The sequence below is a fragment of the Pseudomonas sp. PS01303 genome (assembly GCF_029959385.1).
Classification (GTDB): Bacteria; Pseudomonadota; Gammaproteobacteria; order Pseudomonadales; family Pseudomonadaceae; genus Aquipseudomonas; species Aquipseudomonas rustica.
Genome location: NZ_JASCPK010000081.1, coordinates 1 through 26,610, shown reverse-complemented (window position 1 = coordinate 26,610; position 26,610 = coordinate 1). Strand labels below are relative to the sequence as shown.

Below are 26,610 nucleotides of genomic sequence, written 5' to 3'. Positions count from 1 at the left end.
GTCTGATGCCCTCATGCTGCGTTGCCGCTCCTCGCCATAGCTGGCTATGACTCGTCGCGGCGCCTTGCTTGAGGGCATCAGCCACTCGCCAAAAGTGAGCGAAATGGGTGAGACGGGACACAAGAATCCGCGCCGGTCGTCGCACCGGCGCAGACCCTGCAGGGACGCAGGATCAACAGCAAACCCGCACACGGCGGGAGCTGACCGGCCGTTTTTATCGACGGCTCTATATGCAGATCTGCACGGCATGCCATAGGCGCCGGAAAAAGTCATTTGCAAAAGTCCGGATATTCCTTAGAATATGCGGCCTTTCGGGCACCCATGCCCGCTGTGCATTTAGATTTGCAGCACCGACTACAGGAACGATGTTCACATGCTAACAATCCGTCTTGCCCTTGGCGGCTCCAAAAAGCGCCCGTTTTACCACCTGACCGTAACCGACTCGCGTAACCCGCGTGACGGCTCCCACAAAGAACAGGTTGGTTTCTTCAACCCTGTTGCCCGTGGTCAGGAAGTTCGTCTGTCCGTGAACCAAGAGCGCGTTGCCTACTGGCTGAGCGTTGGTGCACAGCCTTCTGAGCGTGTTGCTCAGTTGCTGAAGGACTCTGCAAAGGCTGCGGCCTGAGCAATATGAACGCGACGCCAGCTGTTGCTGATGATTTGATCGTTATCGGCAAAATTTATTCTGTTCATGGCGTTCGCGGCGAAGTGAAGGTTTATTCCTTTACTGATCCGACTGAAAACCTGTTGCAGTACAAAACCTGGACGCTCAAGCGCGAAGGCAATGTCAAACAGGTCGAGCTGGTCAGTGGACGCGGGAGCGATAAGTTCCTGGTCGCAAAGCTCAAGGGTCTTGATGATCGTGAAGAAGCTCGTCTTCTGGCCGGTTATGAGATCTGCGTGCCGCGCAACCTGTTCCCTGAATTGACCGACGGCGAGTACTACTGGTACCAGCTGGAAGGTCTGAAGGTCATCGATCAACTGGGGCAAATGCTCGGGAAAGTCGATCATCTTCTGGAAACCGGCGCCAATGATGTAATGGTAGTCAAGCCTTGCGCTGGCAGCCTGGATGATCGCGAACGCTTGCTGCCCTATACGGCGCAGTGTGTGTTGGCAGTCGATCTGGCAGCGGGCGAGATGAAGGTGGATTGGGATGCGGACTTCTAAGCGTGGCTAAATTGCGCGTAGAAGTGATCAGTTTGTTTCCCGAGATGTTTTCCGCCATCGGCGACTACGGCATCACCAGTCGAGCGGTCAAACAGGGGCTCTTGCAGCTGACCTGTTGGAACCCGCGGGATTACACGACGGATCGGCATCACACTGTGGACGATCGCCCGTTTGGCGGTGGTCCGGGCATGGTGATGAAGATCAAGCCCCTGGAAGATGCTCTGGTTCAGGCCAAGGCAGCAGCCGGGGAGGCGGCGAAGGTTATTTACCTGTCCCCCCAAGGCCGTCAACTGACTCAGTCGGCGGTACGCGAGTTGGCACAATCGGATGCATTGATCCTGATTGCCGGCCGCTATGAAGGCATTGACGAGCGTTTTATTGATGCTCATGTCGATGAAGAGTGGTCGATTGGTGACTATGTATTGTCTGGCGGCGAGCTGCCGGCAATGGTCATGATCGATGCGGTTACACGACTGCTGCCTGGAGCTTTAGGGCATGCGGACTCCGCCGAGGAAGATTCCTTTACGGATGGTCTGCTGGATTGCCCGCACTACACCCGACCTGAGGTGTATGCGGATCAGCGTGTTCCCGACGTGTTGCTAAGTGGCAATCACGCGCATATCCGGCGTTGGCGTTTACAGCAGTCCCTTGGTAGGACCTATGAACGACGCGTCGATCTTCTGGAAAGCCGCTCGCTTTCTGGAGAAGAGAAGAAGCTGCTCGAGGAATACATCCGCGAGCGGGACGATAGTTAACAACGTATCGATGGTAGATCGAACGATTTACCTTAGGAGCACAGCATGACCAACAAAATCATCCTTGCACTCGAAGCAGAGCAGATGACCAAAGAAATCCCTACCTTCGCCCCAGGCGACACTATTGTCGTTCAGGTGAAAGTGAAGGAAGGCGATCGTTCCCGTCTGCAAGCGTTCGAAGGCGTTGTAATCGCCAAGCGTAACCGCGGCGTGAACAGTGCGTTCACCGTTCGTAAAATCTCCAACGGTGTTGGCGTAGAACGTACTTTCCAGACCTACTCCCCGCAGATCGACAGCATGGCTGTTAAACGTCGCGGTGACGTACGTAAAGCCAAGCTGTACTACCTGCGCGACCTGTCGGGTAAAGCAGCTCGCATCAAGGAAAAACTGGCTTAAGTCCAGCTTCCGATGCAGAAAAAAGCAGCCTACGGGCTGCTTTTTTGTTGCCCGAATTTCACCGATCCTCTGTAGGAGCTGCCGAAGGCTGCGATCTTTTGATCTTGCTTTCGACCCGCAATCCACTGTTTACGAGCTGCCCGACATGACCACCCGCGACCAGGAAATCGAACGCCGCACCGAACTCTCGGTGACCCGCGTCACCAAAGCCGTCTTCCCGCCGACCACCAATCACCACAACACCCTGTTCGGCGGCACGGCGCTGGCGTGGATGGACGAAGTCTCGTTCATCACCGCCACACGCTTCTGCCGCTTGCCGCTGGTGACCGTGTCCACCGACCGCATCGACTTCAACCACGCGATCCCGGCGGGCTCGATCGTTGAGTTAGTGGGCAAGGTGATCAAGGTCGGCAACACCAGCCTCAAGGTTGAGGTGGAAGTGTTTGTTGAAAGCATGAGCTGTGATGGTCGTGAGAAGGCGATTCATGGGCAGTTCAGCTTTGTCGCGATTGATGACGATAAGCGGCCGGTGCCGGTGCTGCCGGGTTTTGCTGCATGATCTGATACCGCGTCGCGGCCATCGCGAGCAGGCTCACTCCTACAGTTGGAATGCGTTCCCTTGTAGGAGTGAGCCTGCTCGCGATTCGATTTAAGAGGCGACGCTGCTCTCAGGCTGAATCAACGCCAACAACGTCCACCCCGACCCCGGCTTCACGACAGTCTCCGGCGTCACCACATGCACCCAGCCGCTGTCATCGCGCATAAACAGCAACGTCGCGCGATTACCATGCAGCGCCCGGTAATCATCCCAACTGAAGCCATCCGTCAACGTCGTGCTGTACAACTCCGCCCCCTGGCCGATCTGACTGGCCAGCTTCGCGTAGGTAAACGCTTCGCTGCCCAACTGATTGCCACGATGCTCAAGACTCGCCCGGTGCTTGTCGCTGCGACGGCTTTCCTGACCACTCGCCAAGCCAAACAAGCGCTGATGCCCGAAGTCATGACGGAAGCGCATCGCCGCCAAGGTATTCAGCTCACCCGACGGCGACAGCGCCAGCAAATGCCCCAGCCCGACCAGATCCAGATGCGCATCGGCATGCTGCGAGGCCGGATTGCCGAAGTACGTCGGCAAACCTTCCATGCGCGCCGCACGAATGTTTTCCCAGCTTGAATCGGTCAGCAATACCCGGCTGCCCAATTGCTGCAGCGACTTGGCCAGCTCGCGTGCCGGGCCATTGGCACCGACGATCAGGAAGCCGCTCGGCGCCGGTTCGGCCACCTTAAGCAAACGTGCCAACGGGCGCGCCGTCGCGCTTTGCAGCACCACCGTGCCGATGATCACCGCGAACGTCAGCGGCACGAGCAGCAGCGCCCCTTCATGCCCGGCCTCGTGCAGACGAATCGCAAAAATCGCCGACACTGCCGCCGCGACAATCCCGCGCGGCGCGATCCAGCACAGCAGCGCACGCTCGCGCCAGCTCAGGCTCGAACCGGCCGTACTGAGCAGCACGTTCAGCGGTCGAGCGATGAACTGAATCACCACCAACAGAATCAGCACCAACGGCCCGAGGCCCATCAACGCGTACAAATCCAGGCGCGCCGCGAGCAAAATGAACAACCCGGAAATCAGCAGCACGCTGAGGTTTTCCTTGAAGTGCAAAATGTGCCGCACGTCCACGCCTTTCATGTTCGCCAGCCACATGCCCATCAGCGTCACCGCCAGCAGACCGGACTCGTGCATCACCTCGTTGGAGGCAATGAAAATCCCCAGCACCGCCGCCAGCGACGCGAGGTTATGCAGATACTCCGGCAACCATTGCCGGCGGATCACCGTCCCCAGCAGCCAGCCACCGACAACGCCGAACACCGCGCCACACAGAATCACCCCGCCAAACGTAAACAGACTCTGCTTGAGCCCATGACCTTCAGCACTGGCAATAATGAAGCTATAAACCACAACGGCGAGGAGGGCGCCGATCGGGTCGATGACGATGCCTTCCCAGCGCAGAATGTTGGCGATGGAGGATTTCGGCCGCACCACGCGCAGCATCGGCACAATCACCGTCGGGCCGGTGACCAGCGTCAGGCTGCCGAAGAGGATGGCCAGCATCCAGTCGAAACCAAGCAGATAGTGCGTGGCGACGGCGATGACGACCCAGGTCGACAGCGCACCGATGGTCACCAGACGATGCACGACGCTGCCGATTTCTTTCCATTCCGACAGGTGTAGTGTCAGGCTGCCCTCGAACAGAATCAGCGCCACCGCCAGCGATACCAGCGGCATCAGCAGAGGGCCGAACATTTCCTGTGGATCGAGCAGGCCCAACACCGGCCCGACCAAAATCCCCGTCACCAGCAGAAACAGAATCGCCGGCAGCTTCAGGCGCCATGCCAGCCATTGGCAACCCAATGCGGCGACACCGATGCCACCGAATGCCAATAGGATTTGCTGCTCGTTCATTGAAGCTCCCTGTTCCTTGAAATGGCGCGCTGTGAAAGACTAGCGCGCATTATTACTGTTCATTTTCTATTTGCGTACAGCGCTTTTGCGTGTGCGTGCAGAGTGCCCATGGCTGCCATTGACCACCCGCTGATTGATCAATTCCTCGACGCTTTATGGCTGGAGAAAGGCCTGTCCGACAACACCCGTGACGCCTATCGCAGTGACCTGGCGTTGTTCAACGGCTGGGTGCAGGAGAAAAACCTGGAGCTGATCAATGCCGGTCGCGAATTGATCCTCGATCATCTGGCCTGGCGCCTTGAGCAAAACTACAAACCGCGCTCGACGGCGAGATTTCTCTCCGGGGTGCGTGGCTTCTATCGCTACTTGCTGCGCGAGAAGATGATTTCCGTCGACCCGACGTTACGTGTCGAAATGCCGCAGCTGGGTCGGCCGTTGCCCAAGTCGTTGTCGGAAGCTGACGTGGAAGCGCTGCTGAAGGCGCCGGATCTCAGCGACGCCATCGGTCAGCGTGATCGCGCCATGCTTGAGGTGTTGTATGCCTGCGGCCTGCGGGTGACCGAATTGATCAGCCTCACCCTGGAACAGGTCAACTTGCGTCAGGGTGTGTTGCGGGTGATGGGCAAGGGCAGTAAGGAGCGGCTGGTGCCGATGGGCGAGGAAGCGATTGTCTGGGTCGAGCGCTACATGCGCGATGGGCGCGGTGAACTGCTCGGCGGGCGGCCCAGCGATGTGCTGTTCCCCAGTCAGCGCGGCGAGCAGATGACCCGGCAGACGTTCTGGCACCGCATCAAGCATCAGGCCAAGGTCGCGGGGATTGGCAAGTCGTTGTCGCCGCATACGTTGCGCCATGCGTTCGCCACGCACCTGCTCAACCATGGCGCGGATTTGCGCGTGGTGCAGATGCTGCTCGGCCACAGCGACCTCTCCACCACACAAATCTACACCCACGTCGCCCGCGCCCGCCTGCAAGAGCTGCACGCCAAACACCACCCGCGCGGCTGACACATCCCCTTTGTTTGAAATACTTATCTGTGGTGAGGGGATTTATCCCCGACGGGCTGCGCAGCGGCCCCAAACCTGGCTTGCTCGGTTTGTCTGATGGATCGGGTTGGATGATTTTGGGGCTGCTTCGCAACCCAGCGGGGATAAATCCCCTCACCACAATAATGTGTGTCAGTCCCATGTGGGTGTAGCAGTTGCAGAGGCAATGCGTTGCGCGTGGTGCAGATGCTGCTGGGCCACAGCGACCTTTCAACCACGCAAATCTACACCTACGTAGCGCGCCCGCCTGCAAGAGCTGCACGCCAAACACCACCCGCGCGGTTAACTCCATACCCCCCCGTGTAGGAGCTGCCGAAGGCTGCGATCTTTTGATCTTAAAAACAAAATCAAAAGATCGCAGCCTGCGGCAGCTCCTACATAAAGCAGGTGTGAGGAGTGGCGACAGGCGCATTCGGCCACCGTGGCCTTATGTGTTAGGCTTTGCCGGTTTGCACGATGGACGGTTATGACCCGGTGTTCCGGCACGGGCGTTCTGATCGTTCCATTTGTCCGCCTTCAGGAGTTCTCATGCGTCTGACCCAGATTTTCGCCGCCGCAGCCATTGCGTTGGTCAGCACCTTTGCCGTCGCCGATGACGCGGCCGACAAAGCGATTCGTCAAAGCCTGGAAAAACTCGAACTCGAGGTTCCGGTAGAAAGCATCAATGCCAGCCCGTTGCCAGGCATGTACGAAGTCAAACTCAAAGGCAGCCGCGTGCTCTACGCCAGCGCCGATGGTCAGTACATCGTTCAGGGTTACCTGTTCCAGCTCAAGGACGGCAAACCGGTCAACCTGACCGAGAAAACCGAACGCCTGGGCGTCTCCAAACTGGTCAACGCCATTCCGGTTGCCGAAACCGTGGTCTACCCGGCGATCGGCGAAACCAAATCGCACATCACCGTGTTCACCGACACCACCTGCCCGTACTGCCACAAGCTGCACGCCGAAGTGCCTGAGCTGAACAAGCGCGGCATCGAAGTGCGCTATGTTGCGTTCCCGCGTCAGGGCCTCGGTTCGCCGGGTGACGAGCAACTGCAAGCCGTGTGGTGCTCGAAAGACAAGAAAGCCGCCATGGACAAAATGGTCGATGGCAAGGAAATCAAGGCCACCAAGTGCGAGAACCCGGTTTCCAAACAGTTCGCTCTGGGTCAGTCGATTGGCGTGAACGGTACACCGGCCATCGTTTTGGCCGACGGACAAGTCATTCCGGGCTACCAGCCTGCGCCACAAGTCGCCAAACTGGCGCTGGGCGCGAAGTAATTCGCATCGTCACGGTCAGCCGCTGACGATCATGGTCCGGCAGCAACATTGCCGGGCCATCAATAGAGAGCCGCGAGCACGCGGTTGTTTTCCGGCCGACCCAGCGTCGGCCGTTTTATGGGGAGTTCACAGTGAATCCGGTCAAAGTAGGCATCTGTGGGTTAGGCACCGTCGGTGGCGGTACCTTCAACGTACTTCAGCGCAACGCCGAGGAAATTGCTCGTCGTGCCGGGCGTGGAATCGAAGTGGCACAAATTGCCATGCGCACGCCAAAGCCTCAGTTCCAGACGACCGGTATTGCGATTACCAACGATGTCTTCGAAGTGGCCACAAACCCTGAGATCGACATCGTTATAGAGCTGATGGGCGGCTATACCGTTGCCCGCGAGCTGGTACTCAAGGCCATCGAGAATGGCAAGCATGTGGTCACCGCGAACAAGGCTCTGATTGCCGTTCACGGTAATGAAATTTTCGCCAAGGCTCGCGAGAAAGGCGTGATCGTGGCTTTCGAAGCGGCCGTGGCCGGTGGCATTCCGGTGATCAAGGCGATCCGTGAAGGCCTGTCCGCCAACCGCATCAACTGGGTCGCCGGGATCATCAACGGCACTGGCAACTTCATCCTCACCGAAATGCGCGAGAAGGGTCGTACCTTCGAAGACGTGTTGGCCGAAGCGCAGGCACTGGGTTACGCCGAAGCCGATCCGACCTTCGACGTTGAAGGCATCGACGCCGCGCACAAGCTGACGATTCTCGCTTCCATCGCGTTCGGCATCCCGCTGCAATTCCACAAGGCTTACACCGAAGGCATCACCAAGCTGACCACCGCTGACGTCAACTACGCCGAAGCGCTGGGCTATCGCATCAAGCACCTCGGCGTGGCGCGCAGCACCGCTGCCGGCATCGAGTTGCGCGTACACCCGACGCTGATCCCGGCCGATCGTCTGATCGCCAATGTCAACGGCGTGATGAACGCGGTGATGGTCAACGGTGACGCCGCCGGTTCGACGCTGTTCTACGGCGCCGGCGCCGGCATGGAGCCAACCGCTTCGTCGGTGATCGCCGATCTGGTCGACGTGGTTCGCGCCATGACCTCCGATCCGGAAAACCGCGTGCCGCACCTGGCCTTCCAGCCGGACTCGCTGTCGGCCCATCCGATCCTGCCGATCGAAGCCTGCGAAAGCGCTTACTACCTGCGCATTCAGGCCAAGGATCATCCGGGCGTGTTGGCTCAAGTGGCGAGCATCCTCTCGGAGCGCGGCATCAACATCGAGTCGATCATGCAGAAGGAAGTCGAGGAACACGACGGTCTGGTGCCGATGATCCTGCTGACCCACCGTGTGGTCGAGCAGCGCATCAACGATGCCATCGCCGCCCTCGAAGCGCTGGCCGGCGTGAATGGTCCGGTTGTGCGGATCCGCGTCGAGCACTTGAACTAAATAGAAGCAGCTGCAAGATTCGAGCTGCAAGCGGCAAGAGAAAAGCGGTCTGGCTTTTACTTGCAGCTTGTAGCTTTTAGCTTGAAGCCCAAATCGAAGGTTTGCCCTTATGCGTTACATCAGTACCCGCGGCCAGGCACCGGCCCTGAATTTCGAAGACGTCCTGCTGGCTGGTCTGGCGACCGACGGCGGTCTGTACGTTCCGGAAAACCTGCCACGTTTCACCCAGGAAGAAATCGCTTCCTGGGCCGGCCTGCCGTATCACGAGCTGGCCTTCCGGGTGATGCGCCCGTTCGTCACCGGCAGCATTCCGGATGCCGATTTCAAAAAGATTCTTGAAGAAACCTACGGCGTGTTCGCCCACAGCGCCGTGGCGCCGCTGCGTCAGCTGAACGGCAACGAATGGGTGCTGGAGCTGTTCCACGGCCCGACCCTGGCGTTCAAGGACTTCGCCCTGCAACTGCTCGGTCGTTTGCTCGACTATGTGCTGGAAAAACGCGGCGAGCGCGTAGTGATCGTCGGCGCCACCTCCGGTGATACCGGTTCGGCCGCCATCGAAGGCTGCAAGCACTGCGAAAACGTCGACATCTTCATCCTGCACCCGCACAAGCGCGTGTCGGAAGTGCAGCGTCGCCAGATGACCACGATCTTCGGCGAGAACATCCACAACATCGCCATCGAAGGCAACTTCGATGACTGCCAGGAAATGGTCAAGGCGAGCTTCGCCGATCAGAGCTTCCTCAAAGGCACGCGTCTGGTGGCGGTGAACTCGATCAACTGGGCGCGGATCATGGCCCAGATCGTTTACTACTTCCACGCCGCACTGCAGTTGGGCGGCCCGGCGCGCTCGGTATCGTTTTCGGTGCCAACCGGCAACTTCGGCGACATCTTTGCCGGTTACCTGGCGCGCAACATGGGCCTGCCGATCAACCAGTTGATCGTCGCCACCAACCGCAACGACATCCTGCACCGCTTCATGAGCGGCAATCAGTACGTCAAGGACACCCTGCACGCCACGCTGTCGCCGTCGATGGACATCATGGTTTCGTCGAACTTCGAACGCCTGCTGTTCGACCTGCACGGTCGCAACGGCGCAGCAATCGCCGGTCTGATGGATTCGTTCAAGCAGGGCGGCGGTTTCAGCGTCGAGCAAGAACGTTGGACCGAAGCGCGCAAGCTGTTCGATTCGCTGGCCGTGGATGACGCACAGACTTGCGAAACCATCGCTGAAGTCTACGAGCAGACTGGCGAAGTGCTGGATCCGCACACCGCCATCGGTGTTAAAGCAGCGCGTGAATGCCGTCGCAGCCTGGATATCCCGATGGTGATCCTGGGCACCGCTCACCCGGTGAAATTCCCTGAAGCCGTAGAGAAAGCCGGTGTAGGAAAAGCGCTCGAACTACCTGCACATCTTTCTGATTTGTTTGAGCGAAATGAGCGCTGCACCGTTCTGCCAAACGAGCTGAAAGCCGTGCAAGCCTTTGTCAGCCAGCATGGCAACCGCGGCAAGCCGCTGTAAGCCGTAAAAGCTGTCACATTTTGAAGCCCGTCTCCTGACGGGCTTTTTTGTTTCTGCTGCCACACTGCTCGGGTTTTCACCCACGAAGGACGGGTGAGTTGATCACGAAGGAAGTGGCAATGTGGTTTTCCAGAGATTTGAAGCCGGCCCTGTGCTGGCTGTTTTTATTGGTAATGCTGGGGTTTATGCGCTGGAGTGTGGCAGCGCAACTGCTGCAGCATGACGGCGAAGTCAGCAAGGTTCAGCCCATTAAACTGAACGCAGAAGAGCAGCAATGGATCCGCGACAATCCGCGGGTCATCGTCGCGTCCGTGCAGTATCCGCTGTACCTGTTCCAGGATGAACATGCGCACTGGAACGGCCTGAACAGTGATGTGCTCAAGCGTATCAGCGCGATGACCGGTTTGCAGTTTGTGCATCAAGAGTCTTTCTCCACCGACCACCTGCTCGAACGGCTGGAGCGCGGTGAAGCGGACATCAGCACCACGCTGGCGATGAGCGATGAGCGCAAAGTGTTCCTCGATTTCAGCCATGCCTTTGGCGGTGCGGGCTGGGTGTTTGTCGGGCGTGTTGGCGAACCACAGGTGCAGTCGCTGGAGCAGTTGGCCAAACGTGTGCTGGTGCTGCCGGCCCGGCACGCGCTGGAAGGCATCATCCGCCGCGACTATCCGGCCATTGAGATCCGCTCGGTGAAAACCTATGCCGAAGCACGGGCGTTGGTCGAAAGCGGTGAGGCTTATGCCACGATTGAAAACGAGATTGGCGCGCAGTTGTTCCCTTCCGGATTGCTCAGGGTCGGCGATTTGCTTGAGGGAAAATGGGAGGCAGATCACTTGGCGGTGCGTAAGGGCCAGCCGGAGTTGTTGAGCATCCTCAACAAGGCGCTTGAGGCTTTTCCGCCGGAGGAGTTGCGCGCGATTCGGCTCAAATGGCTCGACGGTGTTTCACCGCTGCCGGTGCCCTCGGTGTGGCAGCGGATCGCCAGTTGGGGCTGTTGGGCGATGGCCGTGATTGGCACGTTCGGTCTGTTGTCGCTGGTCTGGAATCGCCGATTACGCGCGGCGATCAGGCAACGCACTGAAGCTGAAAAAGATCTCGGCGACCAGTTGGCGTTTCAGCATGCGTTGATCAATTCAATGCCCGATCCGGTGTTCGTCCGCGACCTGCTGGGCCGCTTGATCATGTGCAATCGCAGTTATGAGGAGGCGCTCGACATCCGTTTCGATCAGGTTCAGGGACGCTCGCTGATGGAGGTTGATGCGCTGCCACAGATCACGTCGCGCATGCTTCACGACGAATTCATGTCGCAGTTGCAGACGCGCAAGACGCGATTCTGCCGGCGCCAACTGCAATTCAAGAACGGCTCGCGGGAGATCTATCAATGGACGGTGCCGTTTTACAGCGCCGACGGAAAACTGCGCGGACTGCTCGGTGGCTGGACAGACATGAGCCGACGTCTGCACTGAGTTTGGGAAAAGTCCTATAACCCCTGAGGCCTTTTCCGATGGGAGGCTGAGGACGGCTGCCCTAAAGTGAACGGTGTCTGCGGTGAGAGTCCGCACCCGCCGTTTCAGAGGTCGCCTATGCGCTCGCTCAAAGTCCTGATCCTTGAACACAATCCGTTCCAGTTGATGGCGTTGCACCAGATGCTCAACGCCATCGGCATCTACAACGTACTGACCGCGCCGTCGCTGGGTTCGGCCTTGGGTTCGCTGGAGCAAAGCGGCGTCATCGATATCGCTATTTGCGATCCGCAACTCAAGGGCGGCGATGGCCTGGCGTTGATCCATCATCTGACCCGGCAGGAGCAATCACGCGCATTGATTCTGCTGGGCAACGTGGCGCCGAGCCTGCTGACCGACCTTGAAACGCTGCTGCACGCGCATGAGCTGCAACTGCTCGGACGCCTGCAAACGCCGGTTTCGGCGGTCTTGATGCGCGGTTTGCTTGATCAATACCTCAGCGCTTTGCATCAGCCTGTCGGGGCTTGAAACGCGGGGTATTTTTACTGTCATCTTCGCCGTGCATGCTCCATAGACCGGTAAGGCTCCAGGGATGGAGCAATCGCAGGCAGAACTTTCTTCTCGGGCCGGTGGTCATTTATTGTGAACACGCCCCAGGCACTGTGTTTTCGGACTATTGAGTGGAGATCGAGATGGAAAGTATCAGTCTATTGCTCGGTGAGGCTCTGAGCCCGTATCAAGTGACGTTGACCCCTCGCGGCAGCCATGGCGAATGCCTGGTGACCCTGAAGAACAGCAACGGCGCTATTGTGGTGGAACGCGAATTCAATCAGGCGCAGTTGAGCGACAAACGCTTGCTGACCGATGTCGTCGACGGCCTGCACCGTGACGTGCTGATTGCCGAAGGACGGCTGGAACCCTGTGTGATCGCGGCATTGCGCAACGCAGCGCTGGATAAACGTCCGACGCTGTAAAGATGAAATATTTTTTGTGGGAACCTTCCTGCATCCCTGTCAGTCAGACCCAGTAACAGCAGGATCAAGCATTGTGCTCCGGTGCTTGTCGCTTGCTGCTACTGGTCTTTATGTAGGCCACGTTTAACCCCGAGTCGTCTCCCCACTTCTCGGGGTTTCTTTTGTCTGGCGTTTGCCTATTGCGCGGCTTGCTGCTCGAAAAATGTCCGCGCTTGCTGCAGATAATCCGCTTGTCGTTCGGGATCCAGCCACGCCGCGTAGAGCTGATTCAAATGCTCGTGGTGCAGGGTGCGCAGCAGTTGATTGATTTCGCTGATGGCCTGGCGGCCCTGCGTGGTGTCGGAACAAGCGACATAGCCTGAGAGATATTTCTCGGTGCCGCGAATCGAATAGAACTCCAGCTCATCTTCCGAAATTTGTGCCTGTTTCGCCTGATAGCGGATCTCTGGCCAATAGCCGAGCACCACCTGTAATCGGTTCAGCCGCTGCATCGACAGCAAATTGCTCAATGCATCATTGCCGTAGTGCGGGGTCAATGCGCCGCTGGGGGCGTGGCGCAACAGTCCGTCGATGTATTCGCCGTAACTGCGTTCGGCAACTACGCCGACTTTTCGCTCACCACTGGCCAGCAGCGCAGAAAAATCCACCGCACCGTCCACCAGATACGGTTCGAGTACCGCGCGATCTTTCTGACGCACCACCAAGCCATTGGCTACAGCGCGAATCGCCGGAATCGAATATGCCACCCATTGCGCGCGCTCTTTGTTCCACAGCAGCGCAGGGTCGCAAGCGAAAGGGTTTTCGTGCAGCATCTGCAAACCACGCGCACGGTTGACGCGCATGATCTTGTGTTCGTATTGCGGCATGCCGGCAATCAGTTGCGGCATCAAATGATCGATCACCCCCTGACCCTTTTTCGGTCCTTCGAAAATCGTCATCGGCGGTAAATCGCGCAGCAACCAGATCAACGTTGGCTTCGCCTGCGCCCACGTTGGCGAGGCCAGCAAAAACAACAGGCCGAACAGACGCCACGTCCACCATTGGTGAGCGCGGTTGGCGTCTGAGGGATGCAGGTTTTTCAGCTTAAATGGCTCCGTCTTCGCGCAATCGGGCGATCTGCTGCGCGTCGTAACCGAGGTCGTTGAGCACTTGCGCATTGTGTTCACCCAGCGTCGGCCCGACCCATTCGGAACTGCCCGGTGTCTCGGAAAGTTTCGGCACGATGCCCGGCATCTTGAAGTCCTTGCCGTCCGGCAACTTGGCGGACAGGAACATCTCCCGGGCGAGGTATTGCGGGTCGCTGAACATGTCTTCGGCGCTGAAAATGCGGCTGACCGGTACTTCGGCCTGATTGAGCAGATCGAGCACCGTTTGCAGCGGCTGCGAATTGACCCAGCGATCGATCACGCCATACAACTCGTCGCGGCGACTGTCGCGCCCGTCGTTGCTGGCCAGCATCGGGTCATTAGCCAGATCTTCGCGACCGATGATCAGCATGAAGCGCTTGAAGATCGCATCGCCGTTGGCGCCGATCTGCACGTGCTTGCCGTCGGCGCTGGTGTGGATCGAGGAAGGTGTGATGCCGGGCATGATGTTACCGGTGCGCTCGCGGATAAACCCGAACACATCGAACTCCGGCACCATGCTTTCCATCATCGCGAAAATTGCTTCGTACAAGGCCACATCGACCATTTGGCCGAGCCCGCCATTGACCTCGCGATGACGCAGCGCCATCAGTGCGCCGATCACGCCCCACAGCGCGGCAATCGAGTCGCCGATGGAAATCCCGGTGCGCACCGGTGGGCGGTCTTCAAAACCGGTGATGTAGCGCAAACCGCCCATGGATTCGCCAACCGCGCCGAAGCCTGGCTGATCTTTCATCGGCCCGGTCTGACCGAAACCGGACAGACGCACCATCACCAGTTTCGGGTTCAGCGCGTGCAGGGTTTCCCAACTCAGGCCGAGTTTTTCCAGCACACCGGGGCGAAAGTTCTCGATGAGGATGTCGGCTTCACTGAGCAGTTTTTTCAGAATCGCCAAACCGTCGGGGTGTTTCAGATTCAGCGTCAGCGACTTCTTGTTGCGCGCCTGCACGAACCACCACAGTGATGTGCCTTCATACAACTTGCGCCACTTGCGCAGCGGATCACCGCCGTCCGGCGATTCGATCTTGATCACTTCGGCGCCAAACTCGCCGCAAATGCGCGAGGCAAACGGCCCGGCGATCAACGTACCCAATTCAATGACTTTCACGCCGCTGAGCGGCTTGTTGGCGAACGGCATACTGAATCCTGTAGGACAAGGCTGTGCGGATACAGCGTTTTAACATAGCCGGCTGTCAGACGCCGCAGGTTGATCGCCATCAATTCGATGATTGCCTACCGCATCGGTTAGACTTGCCGCCTTTCCTCGTATCAAGAAGCCCGTTCATGGCCCAGCCGTCCACTACCTACAAATTTGAACTGAACCTCACCGACCTCGACCGCAGCGTCTACGAGAGCGTCAAGCAGACCATCGCCCGTCACCCTTCGGAAACCGAAGAGCGCATGACCGTGCGCCTGCTGGCCTACGCCCTCTGGTACAACGAGCAGTTGTCGTTTGGTCGCGGTCTGTCAGACGTGGATGAACCTGCGCTGTGGGAAAAGAGCCTGGACGACCGCGTTCTGCACTGGATCGAAGTCGGCCAGCCAGACGCCGATCGCCTGACCTGGTGCTCGCGTCGCACCGAGCGCACCAGCTTGCTGGCCTACGGCAGCCTGCGCGTTTGGGAAACCAAAGTGATCCCGGCGATCAAGAACCTGAAAAACGTCAACATCGCCGCCGTCCCGCAGGAAGTGCTGGAGACCTTGGCCAAGGACATGCCCCGCGTTATCAAGTGGGACGTGATGATCAGTGAAGGGACGATCTTCGTCACCGACGACCGTGGTCAGCACGAAGTCCAGTTGCAATGGCTACAAGGTGAGCGCGGTTGATCCCGCGCCTGTAGCTGATTAATCCCACGTATTAAAGAGAAGTCTCCGTCACCCCATGCGTATCGAACCTCGTCAACTGCCTGCCACTCTGCCGTTTCTCGGTGATATTCCGCCGCTGCTGACCCGCCTGTATGCGGCGCGGGGCGTGCAGTCCGAGGCGGAGCTGGACAAGAGCCTGGCGCGGTTGATCCCGTTCCAGCAGCTCAAGGGCATTGATGCGGCAGTGGACTTGCTGGTGACGGCGCTGGAGCAACGCCAGCGCATCCTCATCGTCGGCGACTTCGATGCGGACGGTGCGACGGCCAGCACGGTTGGCATGCTTGGCTTGCGCTTGCTCGGTGCGGCGCACGTTGATTATCTGGTGCCGAACCGCTTTGAATATGGCTACGGCCTGACCCCGGAAATCGTCGAAGTCGCTTTGACTCGCGAGCCGCATTTGCTGGTTACCGTCGACAACGGTATCTCCAGCGTCGAGGGCGTGGCGGCGGCGAAAAAGGCCGGGCTCAAAGTGCTGATCACCGACCACCACTTGCCCGGCGAAGAATTGCCGCAGGCCGATGCGCTGGTCAACCCGAACCAGCCCGGTTGCGAATTCCCGAGCAAGGCACTGGCCGGCGTCGGGGTGATTTTTTATGTGTTGATGGCGTTGCGTGCGCGGTTGCGCAGCCTCGGCTGGTACGAGAACAAGCCGCAGCCGAACATCGGTGAACTGCTTGATCTGGTCGCGCTGGGCAGCGTTGCCGACGTGGTGCCGCTGGACGCCAATAACCGGATTCTGGTGCATCAAGGCCTGGAGCGAATTCGCGCCGGTCGCGCACGGCCGGGGATCAAAGCGATTCTTGAAGTGGCCAAGCGTGACGCCACCCGCATCACCTCCACCGATCTCGGTTTTATCGTCGGCCCGCGCCTGAACGCTGCCGGGCGTCTGGATGACATGAGCCTGGGCATCGAATGCCTGCTCACTGCCGACGCCAACGTTGCCCGGGAAATGGCCGCGCAACTGGACGGCATGAACCAGGATCGCAAATCCATCGAGCAGGGCATGCAGCGTGAAGCGCTGGCGCAGCTCAAGGACTTGCCGGTGGAGTCGATGCCGTTTGGTCTGTGCCTGTTCGATCCGGAGTGGCACCAAGGCGTGATCGGTATTCTCGCGTCGCGGATGAAAGAGCGTTACTTCCGTCCGACCATTGCCTTCGCTGATGCGGGTGATGGCTTGCTCAAGGGCTCGGGGCGCTCGGTGCAGGGCTTCCATATTCGTGACGCGCTGAGCGTTGTTGCAGCGCAGCATCCGACCCTGATCGCCAAGTACGGTGGCCACGCGATGGCCGCTGGTCTGACCTTGCCGCAGGAGAATTTTCCGCTGTTCGCCGAGGCATTTGACGCTGAAGTGCGTAGGCAACTTCGCGAGGAAGACCTGACCGGGCGCATGCTCTCTGACGGCACGCTGGCGGTGGAAGAATTCCACCTCGAACTGGCCCGCGCCCTGCGCCATGCCGGGCCTTGGGGGCAGCACTTCCCGGAGCCGCTGTTTCACGGTGTGTTCCAGTTGGTTGAGCAGCGCGTGGTCGGTGAGCGGCACCTGAAAGTGGTGCTGAAGAGCGAGTGTGGCTCGGTGAAGCTGGACGGTATTGCGTTTGGGATTGACCGGGATATCTGGCCGAATCCGACAATCAAGTGGGTTGAGCTCGCCTATAAGCTCGACGTTAACGAGTTTCGGGGTAATGAGACCGTTCAACTGATGATTGCTCATATCGAACCGCGTTAAGCCCTTCGCGGGCAAGCCTTGCTCCTACAGATGGTGTTGATCCTGTAGGAGCAGAGCTCGCTCGCGAAAGCATCCTTTCACACACTGAATCACTCTGAACCCTCCTTTCCCTCCCGTTGTCGACTAGGCTCTAAGCACTGCTTGATTGGCCTTGTGACGTCTTGTCGAATTTTTTGCCCGCGGGGGCGGGTGCTGCACCTTTTTCCTGTCACTCGTCGACTATTCAAACAGAACCCTGGAGCCTGCCCACTGATTTGAGAGGTGCCCCATGAGTCTGCTGCTTGAACCCTTTACCCTTCGCCAACTGACCCTTCCGAACCGCATCGCCGTCTCGCCGATGTGCCAGTACTCCAGCGTCGACGGCCTGGCCAACGACTGGCACCTGGTGCACCTCGGCAGCCGCGCGGTGGGCGGCGCCGGTCTGGTATTTACCGAAGCCACGGCGGTGACCGCCGACGGGCGGATCACCGCCGAAGACCTTGGCCTGTGGAACGACGAACAAATTGAGCCGCTGCAACGCATCACCCGTTTCATTACCTCCCAAGGCGCGGTCGCCGGCATTCAACTGGCCCACGCCGGGCGCAAGGCCAGCACCCATCGGCCGTGGCTCGGCAAGCATGGCAGCGTTAAACCCGATGACGGCGGCTGGACCCCGGTCGGACCGTCGCCGATTGCCTTTGACCCGCAACACACGCAACCGAAACAGCTGGATGAAGGGCAGATTGCCGACGTCATTCAGGCCTTTGTCGATGCTGCCAAACGCGCGTTGAAGGCCGGTTTCAGTGTGGTTGAGGTACACGCGGCGCATGGGTATCTGCTGCATCAGTTTCTCTCGCCGCTGAGCAATCAGCGCCGCGATCAGTACGGTGGTTCGTTTGAAAATCGTATTCGTCTGGTGTTGCAAGTGACGGAGGCGGTGCGGGCGGTTTGGCCGGAAGAGTTGCCGTTATTTGTTCGTGTATCGGCCACTGACTGGGTGGAGGACGGCTGGAATCCGGATGAAACCGTGGAGCTGGCGCGACGCCTGCACACCCTTGGCGCCGATCTGATCGATGTGTCTTCGGGTGGCACCGCAGCGAATGCCGAAATCCCCGTCGGGCCGGGTTATCAGACGCGTTTCGCCGAACGTGTCCGCAAGGAGTCAGGCATCGCCACCGGCACGGTGGGAATGATTACCGAGCCGGCGCAGGCCGAGCACATTCTGCGCACCTGTCAGGCCGACATCATCTTCCTCGCCCGCGAGCTGCTGCGTGATCCGTACTGGCCGCTGCATGCCGACGATGATCTGGGTGGACGCAAAGCGGTGTGGCCGGCGCAGTATCAGCGCGCGACGCATCGTGATCAGCCGATTCATGAGTCTGATTTGCGCGATTGAGTCAGTAGCGATAAAGCAAAAAGCCCCGGTCAGTGATGGCCGGGGCTTTGTTTTTGGTGGGTGTTTTTTTACTGCCTGGGCGGATGCTATCGCGAGCAGGCTCACTCCTACAGGGATTCTGCCGTACACAGAATGTGTGTTCGACGCAGACTAAATGTAGGAGTGAGCCTGCTCGCGATGAGGCCCAATCAGAAGCTAAAGAAACATCAAGGGTACTTACGCTTATCCGGCGCCGGCGGGAAGTACTGGTACAACCACGTCTCGCTCAACGTGCGATCGTTGGTGCGAATAAACAACCGCAGCTCCACCGGCTCAACGCTGTCACTGGTCGGGTACCAGTCAAACAGAATCCGGTAACCCTTGATGTCATCCAGCACCAGCACGCTGAAATCCTGCACCTTGCCGTTCGAACACGTCACCACCGGCTCAATCCCGGTGCCCTGCGGCAAACGATCCAGACCGCCGCCAGTGAAATCCACGGCAAAACGACGCGCCCACACCGGCGGGTAATGCTCCCCCGGTGCCCAGCCTTCAACGAACCCACCCATGCCGGAACGGGTCGCCTGCACTCGCGCGAGCGGCGTGCTCACCGGCGGCAAAGCGCTCCAGTAGAGCTTGTAGCCATAGTTCAGCGAATCACCGGCAGCCACCGGTTTCTTCGGTGTCCAGAACGCGACGATGTTATCGAGCGTCTCACCGGTGGTAGGAATTTCCAGCAGATCGATAGAGCCTTCGCCCCACGCGGTGGTCGGTTCGACCCACAGGCTCGGACGCTTGCTGTACCAGTCGACGGTGTCCTGATAGTTGGCGAACTCATGGTCGGTCTGCACCAGACCGAAACCTTTCGGATCGGTATCGGCAAACGCGTTGAATTGCAGAGTCGCCGGATTGTTCAGCGGACGGCAGATCCACTCGCCGTTGCCGCGCCACATCGCCAGGCGATCCGAGTCATGGATTTGCGGGTGAATGGTGTCGCACATGCGCCGTTCGTGGTTGCCGCAGCTGAACATGCTGGTCATCGGCGAGATGCCCAGTTGCTCGATGGCGGTGCGCGCATTGATGTGCGCGTCGATCTCCATCACCACGCGCTCGGCTTGGCAATCGATGTCGAAGCGGTAAGCGCCGGTCGCACTCGGCGAGTCGAGCAGGGCGTAGACCACAAAACGCGTGGCGTTCTGATCCGGGGTCTCGAACCAGAATTTGGTGAAATCAGGGAATTCTTCGCGTTTCTTGGCGTAAGTGTCGATCGCCAGACCGCGCGCGGAGAGGCCATATTGGCCAGTCGCGTCCACCGCACGGAAATAACTGGCGCCGAGGAACGACACCACGTCATGGCGATCCAGTTCCGGCGCCTTGAACAGCTTGAAGCCGGCAAAACCCAGGTCGCCTTTCAACTGTTGAGTGTCGACCGAAGTGTTTTCATAGTTGAACAGCGCCGGACGGAAATGCACTTCGCGCGCGGTACGAGTCTTCGGGTCGACGCTGTACATGCGCACCGGCTGGCGGAAACCCATGCCGACGTGGAAGAACTGCACGTCGAGTTGGCCCTTGTTTTCCTTCCACAACGAATGATTACCGTCGTAGCGAATCGCGTTGAAATTCTGCGGCGTCATGGTCGCCAGCGTCGGCGGCAGCACCTGTTTAGTGTCCTGATAGGCACTGCCAGCCAATTGCTTGGCCTGGCGCTTCAGCGCTTCGAAGTCAAACGCCTGCGCCTCGCCATCAGCGGCGCCGCCACTGGCCGCCCATGCGCGGGTCGCCAGCAGGCCGGTGGCCGAAAGACCGGTGTAAGCCGCAATGGCCATGGACGCTTTGAGCAAATTCCTGCGGAGCATAAATACAACCTGTCGTGTGCAATCCCGCGCCGTTCCTGGCACGTGCTGGATCGAAAATAACGGTTCGGACAAGCCTTCGGCCAAACGCAACGGACTATAAACAGATGCCGGCTAGCTTAAACGGTTCGCTCGCAATGCAAAATTCGTTGATTCACTGCGCCAGTGTGTCAATGAAACAAGACATGTCGGTTAAAAATCTGACAGGACGTTCTGATTTACACGGCATATCTGCTTTTCTTGACTAATTACTCTAAAAACCGCTTTTCAGCGGCGAATTTATTTCTATTCTATGGGCATGGCCGGCGCGATCCATTTGGCCGGCAGGGCACACGGCGCTGCTGTAAGGGGCAGGGCGATGTGGTGTTTAAGCAATTCTTTGCAGTACTAGAGAAGGACATCGTCCATGGCAAAAATACAAGGCATCACCGACATGCTGGGCATCTTCCCCTGCCTGGGCAGCGGGCGCAGAAGGCGCCGGTTGAGCTCTGAGGAACTGAAACTGGTGGAGCGCTATCGTGAGCTTTCGGAAAGTGACCGGATAGCGATGCGGTATCTGGTGGATGCGATGCGGAGTGTTTCGCGGTTTTAACGCTGGGGTGGGCACCGTGAAAGCCATTTGGCTTTTACGGTGGCCAGATCAATCAACCTACTAATGAACCTGTGGCGAGGGAGCTTGCTCCCGCTGGACTGCGCAGCAGTATCCTGCTTTTTCAAGAGGGGCCGCTATGCGACTCAGCGGGACGATTCGACAAGCTCCCTCGCCACAGATTTTTTGTTCAACCGGGCCGCTGATTTCGCCGCCAAGAAGAAGCCTATCGGCTAGCTACCCAAGACGCCAAGTCGACTCTGTCGACACCTACTGTAGGAAAGCGGGTTTGTCTCTGAAGGCAGTATCTGTAGGAAATGCCTGATTTTGCAGTGTCAGCGGCAACCGACCGCCCAAGCCGTAGTTTTTCCTTTATCTATTCGGATCCACGGAATGAACTGCAGGTTTCTCCATGTTGATCGAGTTTTCGGTGTCCAATTTCCGCTCATTCAGGGACAGGCAAACGCTGTCCATGGCGGCGAGCCCTCTTCTGAGCAAATCACGCAACACATTCAAAGCGGCCACGAATGCGGAGGAGCTTCCGGAACTGCTCAAGGTCGCTGCGATTTATGGCCCGAATGCGTCCGGCAAGTCATCGTTGATTCGAGCGATGGGCATCGTCGGGAGTTTATTGGCGATACCCGCTGACACGATGGATGCCGCGTTACCCGTTTCAGCGTTTCGCTTTGACGAAACACTGAAAGATGAGCCCAGTGCTTTTGAGTACGACTTTGTTCAAGGAGGTTTGCGCTATCGATTTGTCCTCGGTTTGACTGCGCAACGGATTGTTCACGAGCAATTGCTCTGCTTTCCACAAGGAAAAGAGACGTTGCTGTACAGACGTCAGGTTGATGCGCAAGGCGAGCATTATCTTTTCGGCGAAACCCTTGAAGGTGGCAAGGAAGTCCATCGCGCCTGGCAGCGTTTGACCAGCCCCAAGATGTTGTTTATCGCACAAGCAGTGATTCACAGCAGTGAAGAACTGATGCAACTGCGCGTACCGTTCTCCTGGTTTCAAAGTGGTCTGCTGGTGATTGAGCAGAACAACATGCCCGGTTTATCCACAGCGTCGATTCGTTTTTTGCAAATGGTTAAAAGCCATACGAGCGACTTGCGTGATTTTCTCTGCGCGCTGGATATTCCGGTATCAGCGATTCAACTCAGCCCGGATGATGCTGCTTCGGCTGCCGATAACAGAAAACTCACGCTGAAGGAGTTTATTGCCGCCGCGCAACGGGACAAGCTGACGCTCACGCACTCGAGTATGTCGGGTGAAGCCGAGTTTGATTTTTCGGAAGAGTCTTGCGGCACAAAGAACCTGATCGGTTTCTGGCTGCCGTGGTTCATGATGAATCAGGCCGGTGGCAGTGGCGTTCTCAGTGTCGATGAGTTGAGCAGCAGTCTGCACCCTGAAATCGTCGCCGATTTGATCGCCCGACATCTGGACAACGGGCTCAATACGCAACTGATCTTCACCACCCACGACACCCATCTGATGAATGAGAAAATTCTACGTCGCGATCAATTCTGGATTACAGAACGCGATGCTCACGCGGCCACGCATCTGTTTTCCGTGCACGACTTTGAAGGTCAGGAAAGCGAGGACGTCGAGAAGCGCTACTTCGAAGGACGTTACCGTGGATTGCCGCTGATAAGGCGGGGCTGACAATGGCGAGTTCGAATAAGTCGTTTGATCGAAAAGCCTCACGCTTCAAGCCGCAACCCAGTGTGTTGGTGCTCTGCGAGGACAGCAAATCAGGTAAGCGTTATCTGGAAGAGGCGGCACTGCACTTTCGTGCCCGGGCAAAGGTTGAAATCGTCCACTGCGGTGTAACCCACCCGAGCGGCATCGTCGATCGAGCGATGAAGCGACAAGAGCACTTCGACAAAATCTTCTGCGTTTTGGATCGCGATACTCACCGGTGTTTTGAACGTGCATTAAGTGAGGCGAAATCGCATCCAAAAATCACCATCATTGCGTCGTATCCATGCTTTGAATTTTGGCTTCTTTTGCACTTTGGCTTTAGCCGAAAACCCTTCAGATCTGCCGGGAAAAACTCTCCGGGTGATCTGGTGAGCAAGAGTTTGAGGACTAAGCCCAATATGGCGAATTATGAGAAGGGTAAAGCCATCAGTTATTTTGCTCAGCTGCTGGGTGAGCCCTTTCATCGGGCAAGAACGCTGGCGCCGAAAGTACTAGAAGACGTGGTGGCCAGTGGCGAGCCTAATCCCAGTACCGAAATCCATTTGTTGATGGATGTATTTGAAACGTTATCCACGCCCCAACGGATCTAGCTTTGTGAACCGTGCCCGCATCCCTGCGGGCAGGTACTGATTCTTAGCGACTCACCTTCCACGCATCCCCAGCCGGCGCCTTGCCGTGGTCATACGGCTTGCCAATCCACATATAAACCAGCCCCAAACCGATCACGATCGCCGTGCTCAACACCATCGCATAGTTCACATACCACGGCGCATCCGGCGTACGTGGCCAGGCCATGTTGATGATTGCGCCAACGCCGTACACCAGCGCGCCGATGTTCACCGGCCAGCCCCATGCGCCGAGGGTGAATTTGCCGCTCGGTTTCCAGCCTTTGCTGCGGGCGTACAACGCGGCCAGGACGATCATCTGGAACGCGAGGTAGATGCCGATGGCGGCGAAGCTGACGATGGTGGCCACGGCGTCTTGTAGGAAGAAACCTAGGGCGATGATCAGGGCCGGCAGGACGCCAGAGACGAACAGTGCGGCAACCGGTACTTGGGTTGTAGGAGAAATCTTTTTCAGCAGTCGGCTGCCGATGACCATTTCATCGCGAGCGTAGGAATACAGCAGACGGCTCGCCGCTGCTTGTAGGCTGATGACGCAGGAGATGAAGGAAATCATCACCACGCCCATCACTACTTTCGAACCGACCGGGCCGAAGGCATTGTTGAGGATGGTAGTGACCGGGTCTTTGTCGGTGCCGTTGATCACTGCTTGCATGTCGGGCACAGCGAGGATCAGCGCCAGGCAGGCGAACATCGCGGCGATGCCGCCGATGTAGATGGTCATGCGCATGGCCACCGGGATTTTCGCGCTCGGGTTCGGGGTTTCTTCGGCAACGTCGCCGCAGGCCTCGAAGCCGTAGTAGAGGAACATCCCCGCCAACGACGCGGTGAGGAAAGCCGGCAGGTACGAGCCGTCGACGCTGATGTCGAAGGTGTTGAACAGCACGCTGAGCGGTTGGTGACGTTCGAATACCAGCAGATAGACGCCGACGATCACCGCGCCAACCAGTTCGCAGAGAAAGCCGAACATGGCGATGCGTGCCAGCACTTTGGTGCCGCTGAGGTTGACCAGTGTGGCGAACAGGGTCAGCACCAGGGCGATGACGATGTTGGTGTTGTTGCTTGGCTCGAAACCGAGCATGGCGGCCAGGTACGGGCCAGCGCCGACCGCAACGGCAGCGATGGTCACGCATAGGGCGATGGAGTAAATCCAGCCGACCATCCATGCCCATTTTTTACCGACCAATCGGCGTGCCCAAGGGTAAACGCCGCCGGAGATCGGGAACTGCGAAACCACTTCGCCGAAGATCAGGCACACCAGCAATTGGCCGCAACCAACCAGCAAGTAGGCCCAGAACATCGGTGGGCCGCCAGCGGCAAGGCACAGGCCGAAGAGGGTATAAACCCCTACGACCGGTGACAGATAAGTGAAGCCCAAGGCGAAGTTTTCCCACAGGCTCATGCTGCGGTTGAAGTTCGAGGTGTAGCCCAGTTTGCGCAGTTGCTCGGCATCGCTGTCGGCAACGGCTGAGGCGAGATCGGGTGAGGAACTCATGTGTGTTTTGCTCCGTGAAATCGGCAGATTTCGGATGGCCGAGGCCGTGGCGGGGCTTTGTGGGCGCCGCCCGGGTCGGTGGTTATTGTTTTGGGATCCTGGTGGTGCGTAGTGCCGGTTTCTACCTTGAAGCCGGGGTGACGCCTTCGCGAGCAAGCTTTGCTCCTACAGGGCGACATCGCATCCCTGTAGGAGCAGAGCTTGCTCGCGAAGCTTTTGACCTTAGTGCTTGAACATCACATGCCGAACCGTGGTGTAGTCCTCCAGCCCATACATGGACATGTCCTTCCCGTAACCGGACAATTTCTGACCGCCATGGGGCATTTCGCTGACGAGCATGAAGTGCGTGTTCACCCACGTGCAGCCGTACTGCAAACGTGCCGACATGCGGTGCGCGCGTCCTACATCCGCTGTCCACACCGAGGAGGCGAGGCCGTAGTCCGAATCGTTGGCCCATTCCAGCGCCTGCGCTTCATCGGTGAATTTGGTCACGGAAACCACCGGCCCAAACACTTCGCGGCGAACGATTTCATCGTCCTGCTGCGCATCGGCCAGCACGGTCGGCTCGAAGAAGAAACCATTGCCATCAACAGCCTTGCCACCAGTGATCAAACGAATGTGCGACTGCGCCACAGCACGCTCCACAAACCCGGCAACACGGTCGCGATGTTGTGCAGTGATCAACGGCCCCAGTTCGGTCGACGGATCATCCTGCAAGCCGTACTTGATGCTGCTGACCGCCGCGCCGAGCTTCTCGACAAACTTGTCGTAGATGCCTTGCTGCGCATAGATCCGGCACGCGGCGGTGCAATCCTGCCCGGCGTTGTAGAAACCGAAGGTGCGAATACCTTCCACCGCCGCATCGATGTCGGCGTCGTCGAAGATGATCACTGGCGCCTTACCGCCCAGTTCCATGTGCATGCGTTTGACGCTGTCGGCAGTGCTGGAAATGATATTGGCGCCCGTAGCGATGGAGCCGGTCAGCGAAACCATGCGCACTTTCGGATGGGTAACCAACGGACTACCAACGGTAGGCCCACGACCAAACACCAGATTGAGTACGCCAGCCGGGAAGATTTCCGACGCCAGTTCGGCCAGTCGCAACGCGGTCAGCGGGGTTTGTTCCGACGGCTTGAGCACCACGGTATTACCGGCGGCCAGCGCCGGGGCGATTTTCCAGGCGACCATCATCAGCGGGTAGTTCCACGGCGCGATGGAGGCAATCACGCCAACCGGATCGCGACGGATCATCGAGGTGTGGCCGGGCAGGTATTCGCCACCGGCCGAACCGCTCATGCAACGGCTGGCACCGGCGAAGAAACGGAACACGTCGGCAATCGCCGGAATCTCGTCGTTGAGCGCGGCGGTGTAGGGTTTGCCGCAGTTGTCGGATTCGAGTTTGGCCAGCTCTTCGCCGTGGGCTTCGATAGCGTCGGCGAGTTTGAGCAGCAGCAGCGAGCGGTCTTTCGGCGCGGTTTGCGACCAGTCGGCGAAGGCGTTGTCGGCAGCACGCACGGCGGCATCGACCTGGGCTTCAGTGGCTTCGTTGATTTCTACCAGGACTTCGCCACGCGAAGGGTTGAGCACCGGTTGCGCCGGGCCTTCGCCGTTGACCAGTTGGCCGTTGATCAAGAGTTTGATTTGCATGTCTGTTGTCCTCTTTATTGTTCTGTCGAAACCGAACCCCTGTAGGAGCTGCCGAAGGCTGCGATCTTTTGATGTTGCTGTTGAAGATCAAGATCAAGATCAAAAGATCGCAGCCTTCGGCAGCTCCTACAC

The 26,610-nt window shown here is 58.4% G+C and carries 24 protein-coding genes and 1 pseudogene; 19 read left to right on the top strand and 6 right to left on the bottom strand.

Annotated elements, in window-relative coordinates; translation table 11 throughout:
• Nucleotides 1–373: 373 nt before the first annotated feature.
• The 5 genes from rpsP to QMX93_RS19930 all read left to right on the top strand — a co-directional run bounded on the left by rpsP (nucleotide 374) and on the right by QMX93_RS19930 (nucleotide 2,877).
• Nucleotides 374–625 (top strand): 30S ribosomal protein S16, encoded by a 252-nt coding sequence (gene rpsP / locus QMX93_RS19950; RefSeq protein ID WP_045059142.1) that lies wholly within the window; start codon nucleotides 374–376, stop codon nucleotides 623–625.
• Between the two features lie 5 nt (nucleotides 626–630).
• Entirely contained in the window at nucleotides 631–1,167 is a 537-nt protein-coding gene (rimM, locus tag QMX93_RS19945) for a ribosome maturation factor RimM (protein ID WP_007908985.1), read from the top strand.
• A gap of 2 nt (nucleotides 1,168–1,169) precedes the next feature.
• On the top strand, nucleotides 1,170–1,922 hold the full coding sequence (gene trmD / locus QMX93_RS19940) for a tRNA (guanosine(37)-N1)-methyltransferase TrmD (protein WP_159813841.1): 753 nt from the start codon (nucleotides 1,170–1,172) through the stop codon (nucleotides 1,920–1,922).
• Nucleotides 1,923–1,967: 45 nt separating this feature from the next.
• Nucleotides 1,968–2,318, top strand: a complete 351-nt coding sequence (gene rplS / locus QMX93_RS19935; protein ID WP_003175895.1) for a 50S ribosomal protein L19 — start codon at nucleotides 1,968–1,970, stop codon at nucleotides 2,316–2,318.
• A 145-nt stretch (nucleotides 2,319–2,463) separates the two neighbouring features.
• Nucleotides 2,464–2,877: an acyl-CoA thioesterase gene (locus QMX93_RS19930; protein WP_038357747.1), complete on the top strand. Its 414-nt coding sequence runs from the start codon at nucleotides 2,464–2,466 to the stop codon at nucleotides 2,875–2,877.
• Between the two features lie 90 nt (nucleotides 2,878–2,967).
• Here QMX93_RS19930 and QMX93_RS19925 read toward each other — a convergent pair whose 3' ends face one another.
• The gene (locus QMX93_RS19925; protein WP_282357723.1) at nucleotides 2,968–4,779 is read right to left on the bottom strand and encodes a sodium:proton antiporter; all 1,812 of its coding nucleotides are present in this window, start codon (nucleotides 4,777–4,779) and stop codon (nucleotides 2,968–2,970) included.
• 108 nt (nucleotides 4,780–4,887) lie between these two features.
• On the opposite strand from QMX93_RS19925, the gene xerD reads away from it, so the two are divergent.
• The 8 genes and pseudogenes from xerD (at nucleotide 4,888) to QMX93_RS19885 (ending at nucleotide 12,475) form a co-directional block, all read left to right on the top strand.
• Nucleotides 4,888–5,784, top strand: a complete 897-nt coding sequence (gene xerD, locus QMX93_RS19920) for a site-specific tyrosine recombinase XerD (protein ID WP_282357722.1) — start codon at nucleotides 4,888–4,890, stop codon at nucleotides 5,782–5,784.
• A 210-nt stretch (nucleotides 5,785–5,994) separates the two neighbouring features.
• A pseudogene (locus tag QMX93_RS19915) lies at nucleotides 5,995–6,109 on the top strand (site-specific tyrosine recombinase XerD); the annotation flags it as partial.
• 242 nt (nucleotides 6,110–6,351) lie between these two features.
• Entirely contained in the window at nucleotides 6,352–7,083 is a 732-nt protein-coding gene (gene dsbC / locus QMX93_RS19910; protein ID WP_282357721.1) for a bifunctional protein-disulfide isomerase/oxidoreductase DsbC, read from the top strand.
• A gap of 131 nt (nucleotides 7,084–7,214) precedes the next feature.
• Nucleotides 7,215–8,519, top strand: a complete 1,305-nt coding sequence (locus QMX93_RS19905) for a homoserine dehydrogenase (RefSeq protein WP_282357720.1) — start codon at nucleotides 7,215–7,217, stop codon at nucleotides 8,517–8,519.
• Nucleotides 8,520–8,628: 109 nt separating this feature from the next.
• Nucleotides 8,629–10,038 (top strand): threonine synthase, encoded by a 1,410-nt coding sequence (thrC, locus tag QMX93_RS19900; protein ID WP_212549640.1) that lies wholly within the window; start codon nucleotides 8,629–8,631, stop codon nucleotides 10,036–10,038.
• A gap of 119 nt (nucleotides 10,039–10,157) precedes the next feature.
• Nucleotides 10,158–11,504: a transporter substrate-binding domain-containing protein gene (locus tag QMX93_RS19895; RefSeq protein ID WP_282357719.1), complete on the top strand. Its 1,347-nt coding sequence runs from the start codon at nucleotides 10,158–10,160 to the stop codon at nucleotides 11,502–11,504.
• A gap of 117 nt (nucleotides 11,505–11,621) precedes the next feature.
• The gene (locus QMX93_RS19890) at nucleotides 11,622–12,029 is read left to right on the top strand and encodes a response regulator (protein ID WP_159813832.1); all 408 of its coding nucleotides are present in this window, start codon (nucleotides 11,622–11,624) and stop codon (nucleotides 12,027–12,029) included.
• 164 nt (nucleotides 12,030–12,193) lie between these two features.
• Nucleotides 12,194–12,475, top strand: a complete 282-nt coding sequence (locus tag QMX93_RS19885; protein WP_053117463.1) for a DUF3509 domain-containing protein — start codon at nucleotides 12,194–12,196, stop codon at nucleotides 12,473–12,475.
• Nucleotides 12,476–12,651: 176 nt separating this feature from the next.
• Here QMX93_RS19885 and QMX93_RS19880 read toward each other — a convergent pair whose 3' ends face one another.
• Both QMX93_RS19880 and QMX93_RS19875 read right to left on the bottom strand, forming a co-directional pair.
• Nucleotides 12,652–13,632, bottom strand: coding sequence for a TIGR02285 family protein (locus tag QMX93_RS19880; protein ID WP_282357718.1), 981 nt, complete (start codon nucleotides 13,630–13,632; stop codon nucleotides 12,652–12,654).
• A complete protein-coding gene (locus QMX93_RS19875) occupies nucleotides 13,559–14,758 on the bottom strand; it encodes a CaiB/BaiF CoA-transferase family protein (protein ID WP_282357717.1) in 1,200 nt (399 codons plus the stop codon). Before QMX93_RS19875 ends, QMX93_RS19880 begins: the two co-directional genes overlap by 74 nt.
• Before the next feature lie 146 nt (nucleotides 14,759–14,904).
• On the opposite strand from QMX93_RS19875, the gene QMX93_RS19870 reads away from it, so the two are divergent.
• From QMX93_RS19870 to QMX93_RS19860, 3 genes are all read left to right on the top strand, one after another.
• The gene (locus QMX93_RS19870) at nucleotides 14,905–15,447 is read left to right on the top strand and encodes a YaeQ family protein (protein ID WP_007908961.1); all 543 of its coding nucleotides are present in this window, start codon (nucleotides 14,905–14,907) and stop codon (nucleotides 15,445–15,447) included.
• A gap of 55 nt (nucleotides 15,448–15,502) precedes the next feature.
• Entirely contained in the window at nucleotides 15,503–17,212 is a 1,710-nt protein-coding gene (gene recJ, locus QMX93_RS19865) for a single-stranded-DNA-specific exonuclease RecJ (protein ID WP_282357716.1), read from the top strand.
• 268 nt (nucleotides 17,213–17,480) lie between these two features.
• The gene (locus tag QMX93_RS19860; RefSeq protein ID WP_008081610.1) at nucleotides 17,481–18,587 is read left to right on the top strand and encodes an NADH:flavin oxidoreductase/NADH oxidase; all 1,107 of its coding nucleotides are present in this window, start codon (nucleotides 17,481–17,483) and stop codon (nucleotides 18,585–18,587) included.
• A 206-nt stretch (nucleotides 18,588–18,793) separates the two neighbouring features.
• Here QMX93_RS19860 and QMX93_RS19855 read toward each other — a convergent pair whose 3' ends face one another.
• Nucleotides 18,794–20,422, bottom strand: a complete 1,629-nt coding sequence (locus tag QMX93_RS19855; RefSeq protein WP_282357715.1) for a glucan biosynthesis protein D — start codon at nucleotides 20,420–20,422, stop codon at nucleotides 18,794–18,796.
• A gap of 403 nt (nucleotides 20,423–20,825) precedes the next feature.
• On the opposite strand from QMX93_RS19855, the gene QMX93_RS19850 reads away from it, so the two are divergent.
• The 3 genes from QMX93_RS19850 (at nucleotide 20,826) to QMX93_RS19840 (ending at nucleotide 23,303) form a co-directional block, all read left to right on the top strand.
• Nucleotides 20,826–21,011: a hypothetical protein gene (locus tag QMX93_RS19850; protein WP_008081608.1), complete on the top strand. Its 186-nt coding sequence runs from the start codon at nucleotides 20,826–20,828 to the stop codon at nucleotides 21,009–21,011.
• Nucleotides 21,012–21,420: 409 nt separating this feature from the next.
• Nucleotides 21,421–22,674, top strand: coding sequence for an ATP-binding protein (locus tag QMX93_RS19845; RefSeq protein WP_282357714.1), 1,254 nt, complete (start codon nucleotides 21,421–21,423; stop codon nucleotides 22,672–22,674).
• A gap of 2 nt (nucleotides 22,675–22,676) precedes the next feature.
• The gene (locus tag QMX93_RS19840) at nucleotides 22,677–23,303 is read left to right on the top strand and encodes an RloB family protein (RefSeq protein WP_282357713.1); all 627 of its coding nucleotides are present in this window, start codon (nucleotides 22,677–22,679) and stop codon (nucleotides 23,301–23,303) included.
• A 43-nt stretch (nucleotides 23,304–23,346) separates the two neighbouring features.
• On the opposite strand, the gene QMX93_RS19835 is transcribed toward QMX93_RS19840, so the two are convergent.
• Together QMX93_RS19835 and QMX93_RS19830 are read right to left on the bottom strand one after the other, a co-directional pair.
• Nucleotides 23,347–24,831, bottom strand: a complete 1,485-nt coding sequence (locus QMX93_RS19835) for an amino acid permease (RefSeq protein WP_282357712.1) — start codon at nucleotides 24,829–24,831, stop codon at nucleotides 23,347–23,349.
• A gap of 222 nt (nucleotides 24,832–25,053) precedes the next feature.
• Nucleotides 25,054–26,478 (bottom strand): gamma-aminobutyraldehyde dehydrogenase, encoded by a 1,425-nt coding sequence (locus QMX93_RS19830; protein WP_282357711.1) that lies wholly within the window; start codon nucleotides 26,476–26,478, stop codon nucleotides 25,054–25,056.
• Nucleotides 26,479–26,610: the final 132 nt, after the last annotated feature.

Coding starts and splice junctions, on each gene's coding strand:
- thrC (WP_212549640.1), top strand. CDS start 8,629: ATGCGTTACATCAGTACCCGCGGCCAGGCACCGGCCCTGAATTTCGAA.
- QMX93_RS19830 (WP_282357711.1), bottom strand. CDS start 26,478: ATGCAAATCAAACTCTTGATCAACGGCCAACTGGTCAACGGCGAAGGC.
- QMX93_RS19835 (WP_282357712.1), bottom strand. CDS start 24,831: ATGAGTTCCTCACCCGATCTCGCCTCAGCCGTTGCCGACAGCGATGCC.
- rplS (WP_003175895.1), top strand. CDS start 1,968: ATGACCAACAAAATCATCCTTGCACTCGAAGCAGAGCAGATGACCAAA.
- QMX93_RS19855 (WP_282357715.1), bottom strand. CDS start 20,422: ATGCTCCGCAGGAATTTGCTCAAAGCGTCCATGGCCATTGCGGCTTAC.
- QMX93_RS19880 (WP_282357718.1), bottom strand. CDS start 13,632: ATGCGCAAGTGCTCAACGACCTCGGTTACGACGCGCAGCAGATCGCCC.
- QMX93_RS19890 (WP_159813832.1), top strand. CDS start 11,622: ATGCGCTCGCTCAAAGTCCTGATCCTTGAACACAATCCGTTCCAGTTG.
- QMX93_RS19870 (WP_007908961.1), top strand. CDS start 14,905: ATGGCCCAGCCGTCCACTACCTACAAATTTGAACTGAACCTCACCGAC.
- xerD (WP_282357722.1), top strand. CDS start 4,888: ATGGCTGCCATTGACCACCCGCTGATTGATCAATTCCTCGACGCTTTA.
- QMX93_RS19850 (WP_008081608.1), top strand. CDS start 20,826: ATGGCAAAAATACAAGGCATCACCGACATGCTGGGCATCTTCCCCTGC.
- QMX93_RS19860 (WP_008081610.1), top strand. CDS start 17,481: ATGAGTCTGCTGCTTGAACCCTTTACCCTTCGCCAACTGACCCTTCCG.
- dsbC (WP_282357721.1), top strand. CDS start 6,352: ATGCGTCTGACCCAGATTTTCGCCGCCGCAGCCATTGCGTTGGTCAGC.
- recJ (WP_282357716.1), top strand. CDS start 15,503: ATGCGTATCGAACCTCGTCAACTGCCTGCCACTCTGCCGTTTCTCGGT.
- rpsP (WP_045059142.1), top strand. CDS start 374: ATGCTAACAATCCGTCTTGCCCTTGGCGGCTCCAAAAAGCGCCCGTTT.
- rimM (WP_007908985.1), top strand. CDS start 631: ATGAACGCGACGCCAGCTGTTGCTGATGATTTGATCGTTATCGGCAAA.
- QMX93_RS19840 (WP_282357713.1), top strand. CDS start 22,677: ATGGCGAGTTCGAATAAGTCGTTTGATCGAAAAGCCTCACGCTTCAAG.
- QMX93_RS19845 (WP_282357714.1), top strand. CDS start 21,421: ATGTTGATCGAGTTTTCGGTGTCCAATTTCCGCTCATTCAGGGACAGG.
- QMX93_RS19885 (WP_053117463.1), top strand. CDS start 12,194: ATGGAAAGTATCAGTCTATTGCTCGGTGAGGCTCTGAGCCCGTATCAA.
- QMX93_RS19875 (WP_282357717.1), bottom strand. CDS start 14,758: ATGCCGTTCGCCAACAAGCCGCTCAGCGGCGTGAAAGTCATTGAATTG.
- QMX93_RS19925 (WP_282357723.1), bottom strand. CDS start 4,779: ATGAACGAGCAGCAAATCCTATTGGCATTCGGTGGCATCGGTGTCGCC.
- QMX93_RS19930 (WP_038357747.1), top strand. CDS start 2,464: ATGACCACCCGCGACCAGGAAATCGAACGCCGCACCGAACTCTCGGTG.
- QMX93_RS19895 (WP_282357719.1), top strand. CDS start 10,158: ATGTGGTTTTCCAGAGATTTGAAGCCGGCCCTGTGCTGGCTGTTTTTA.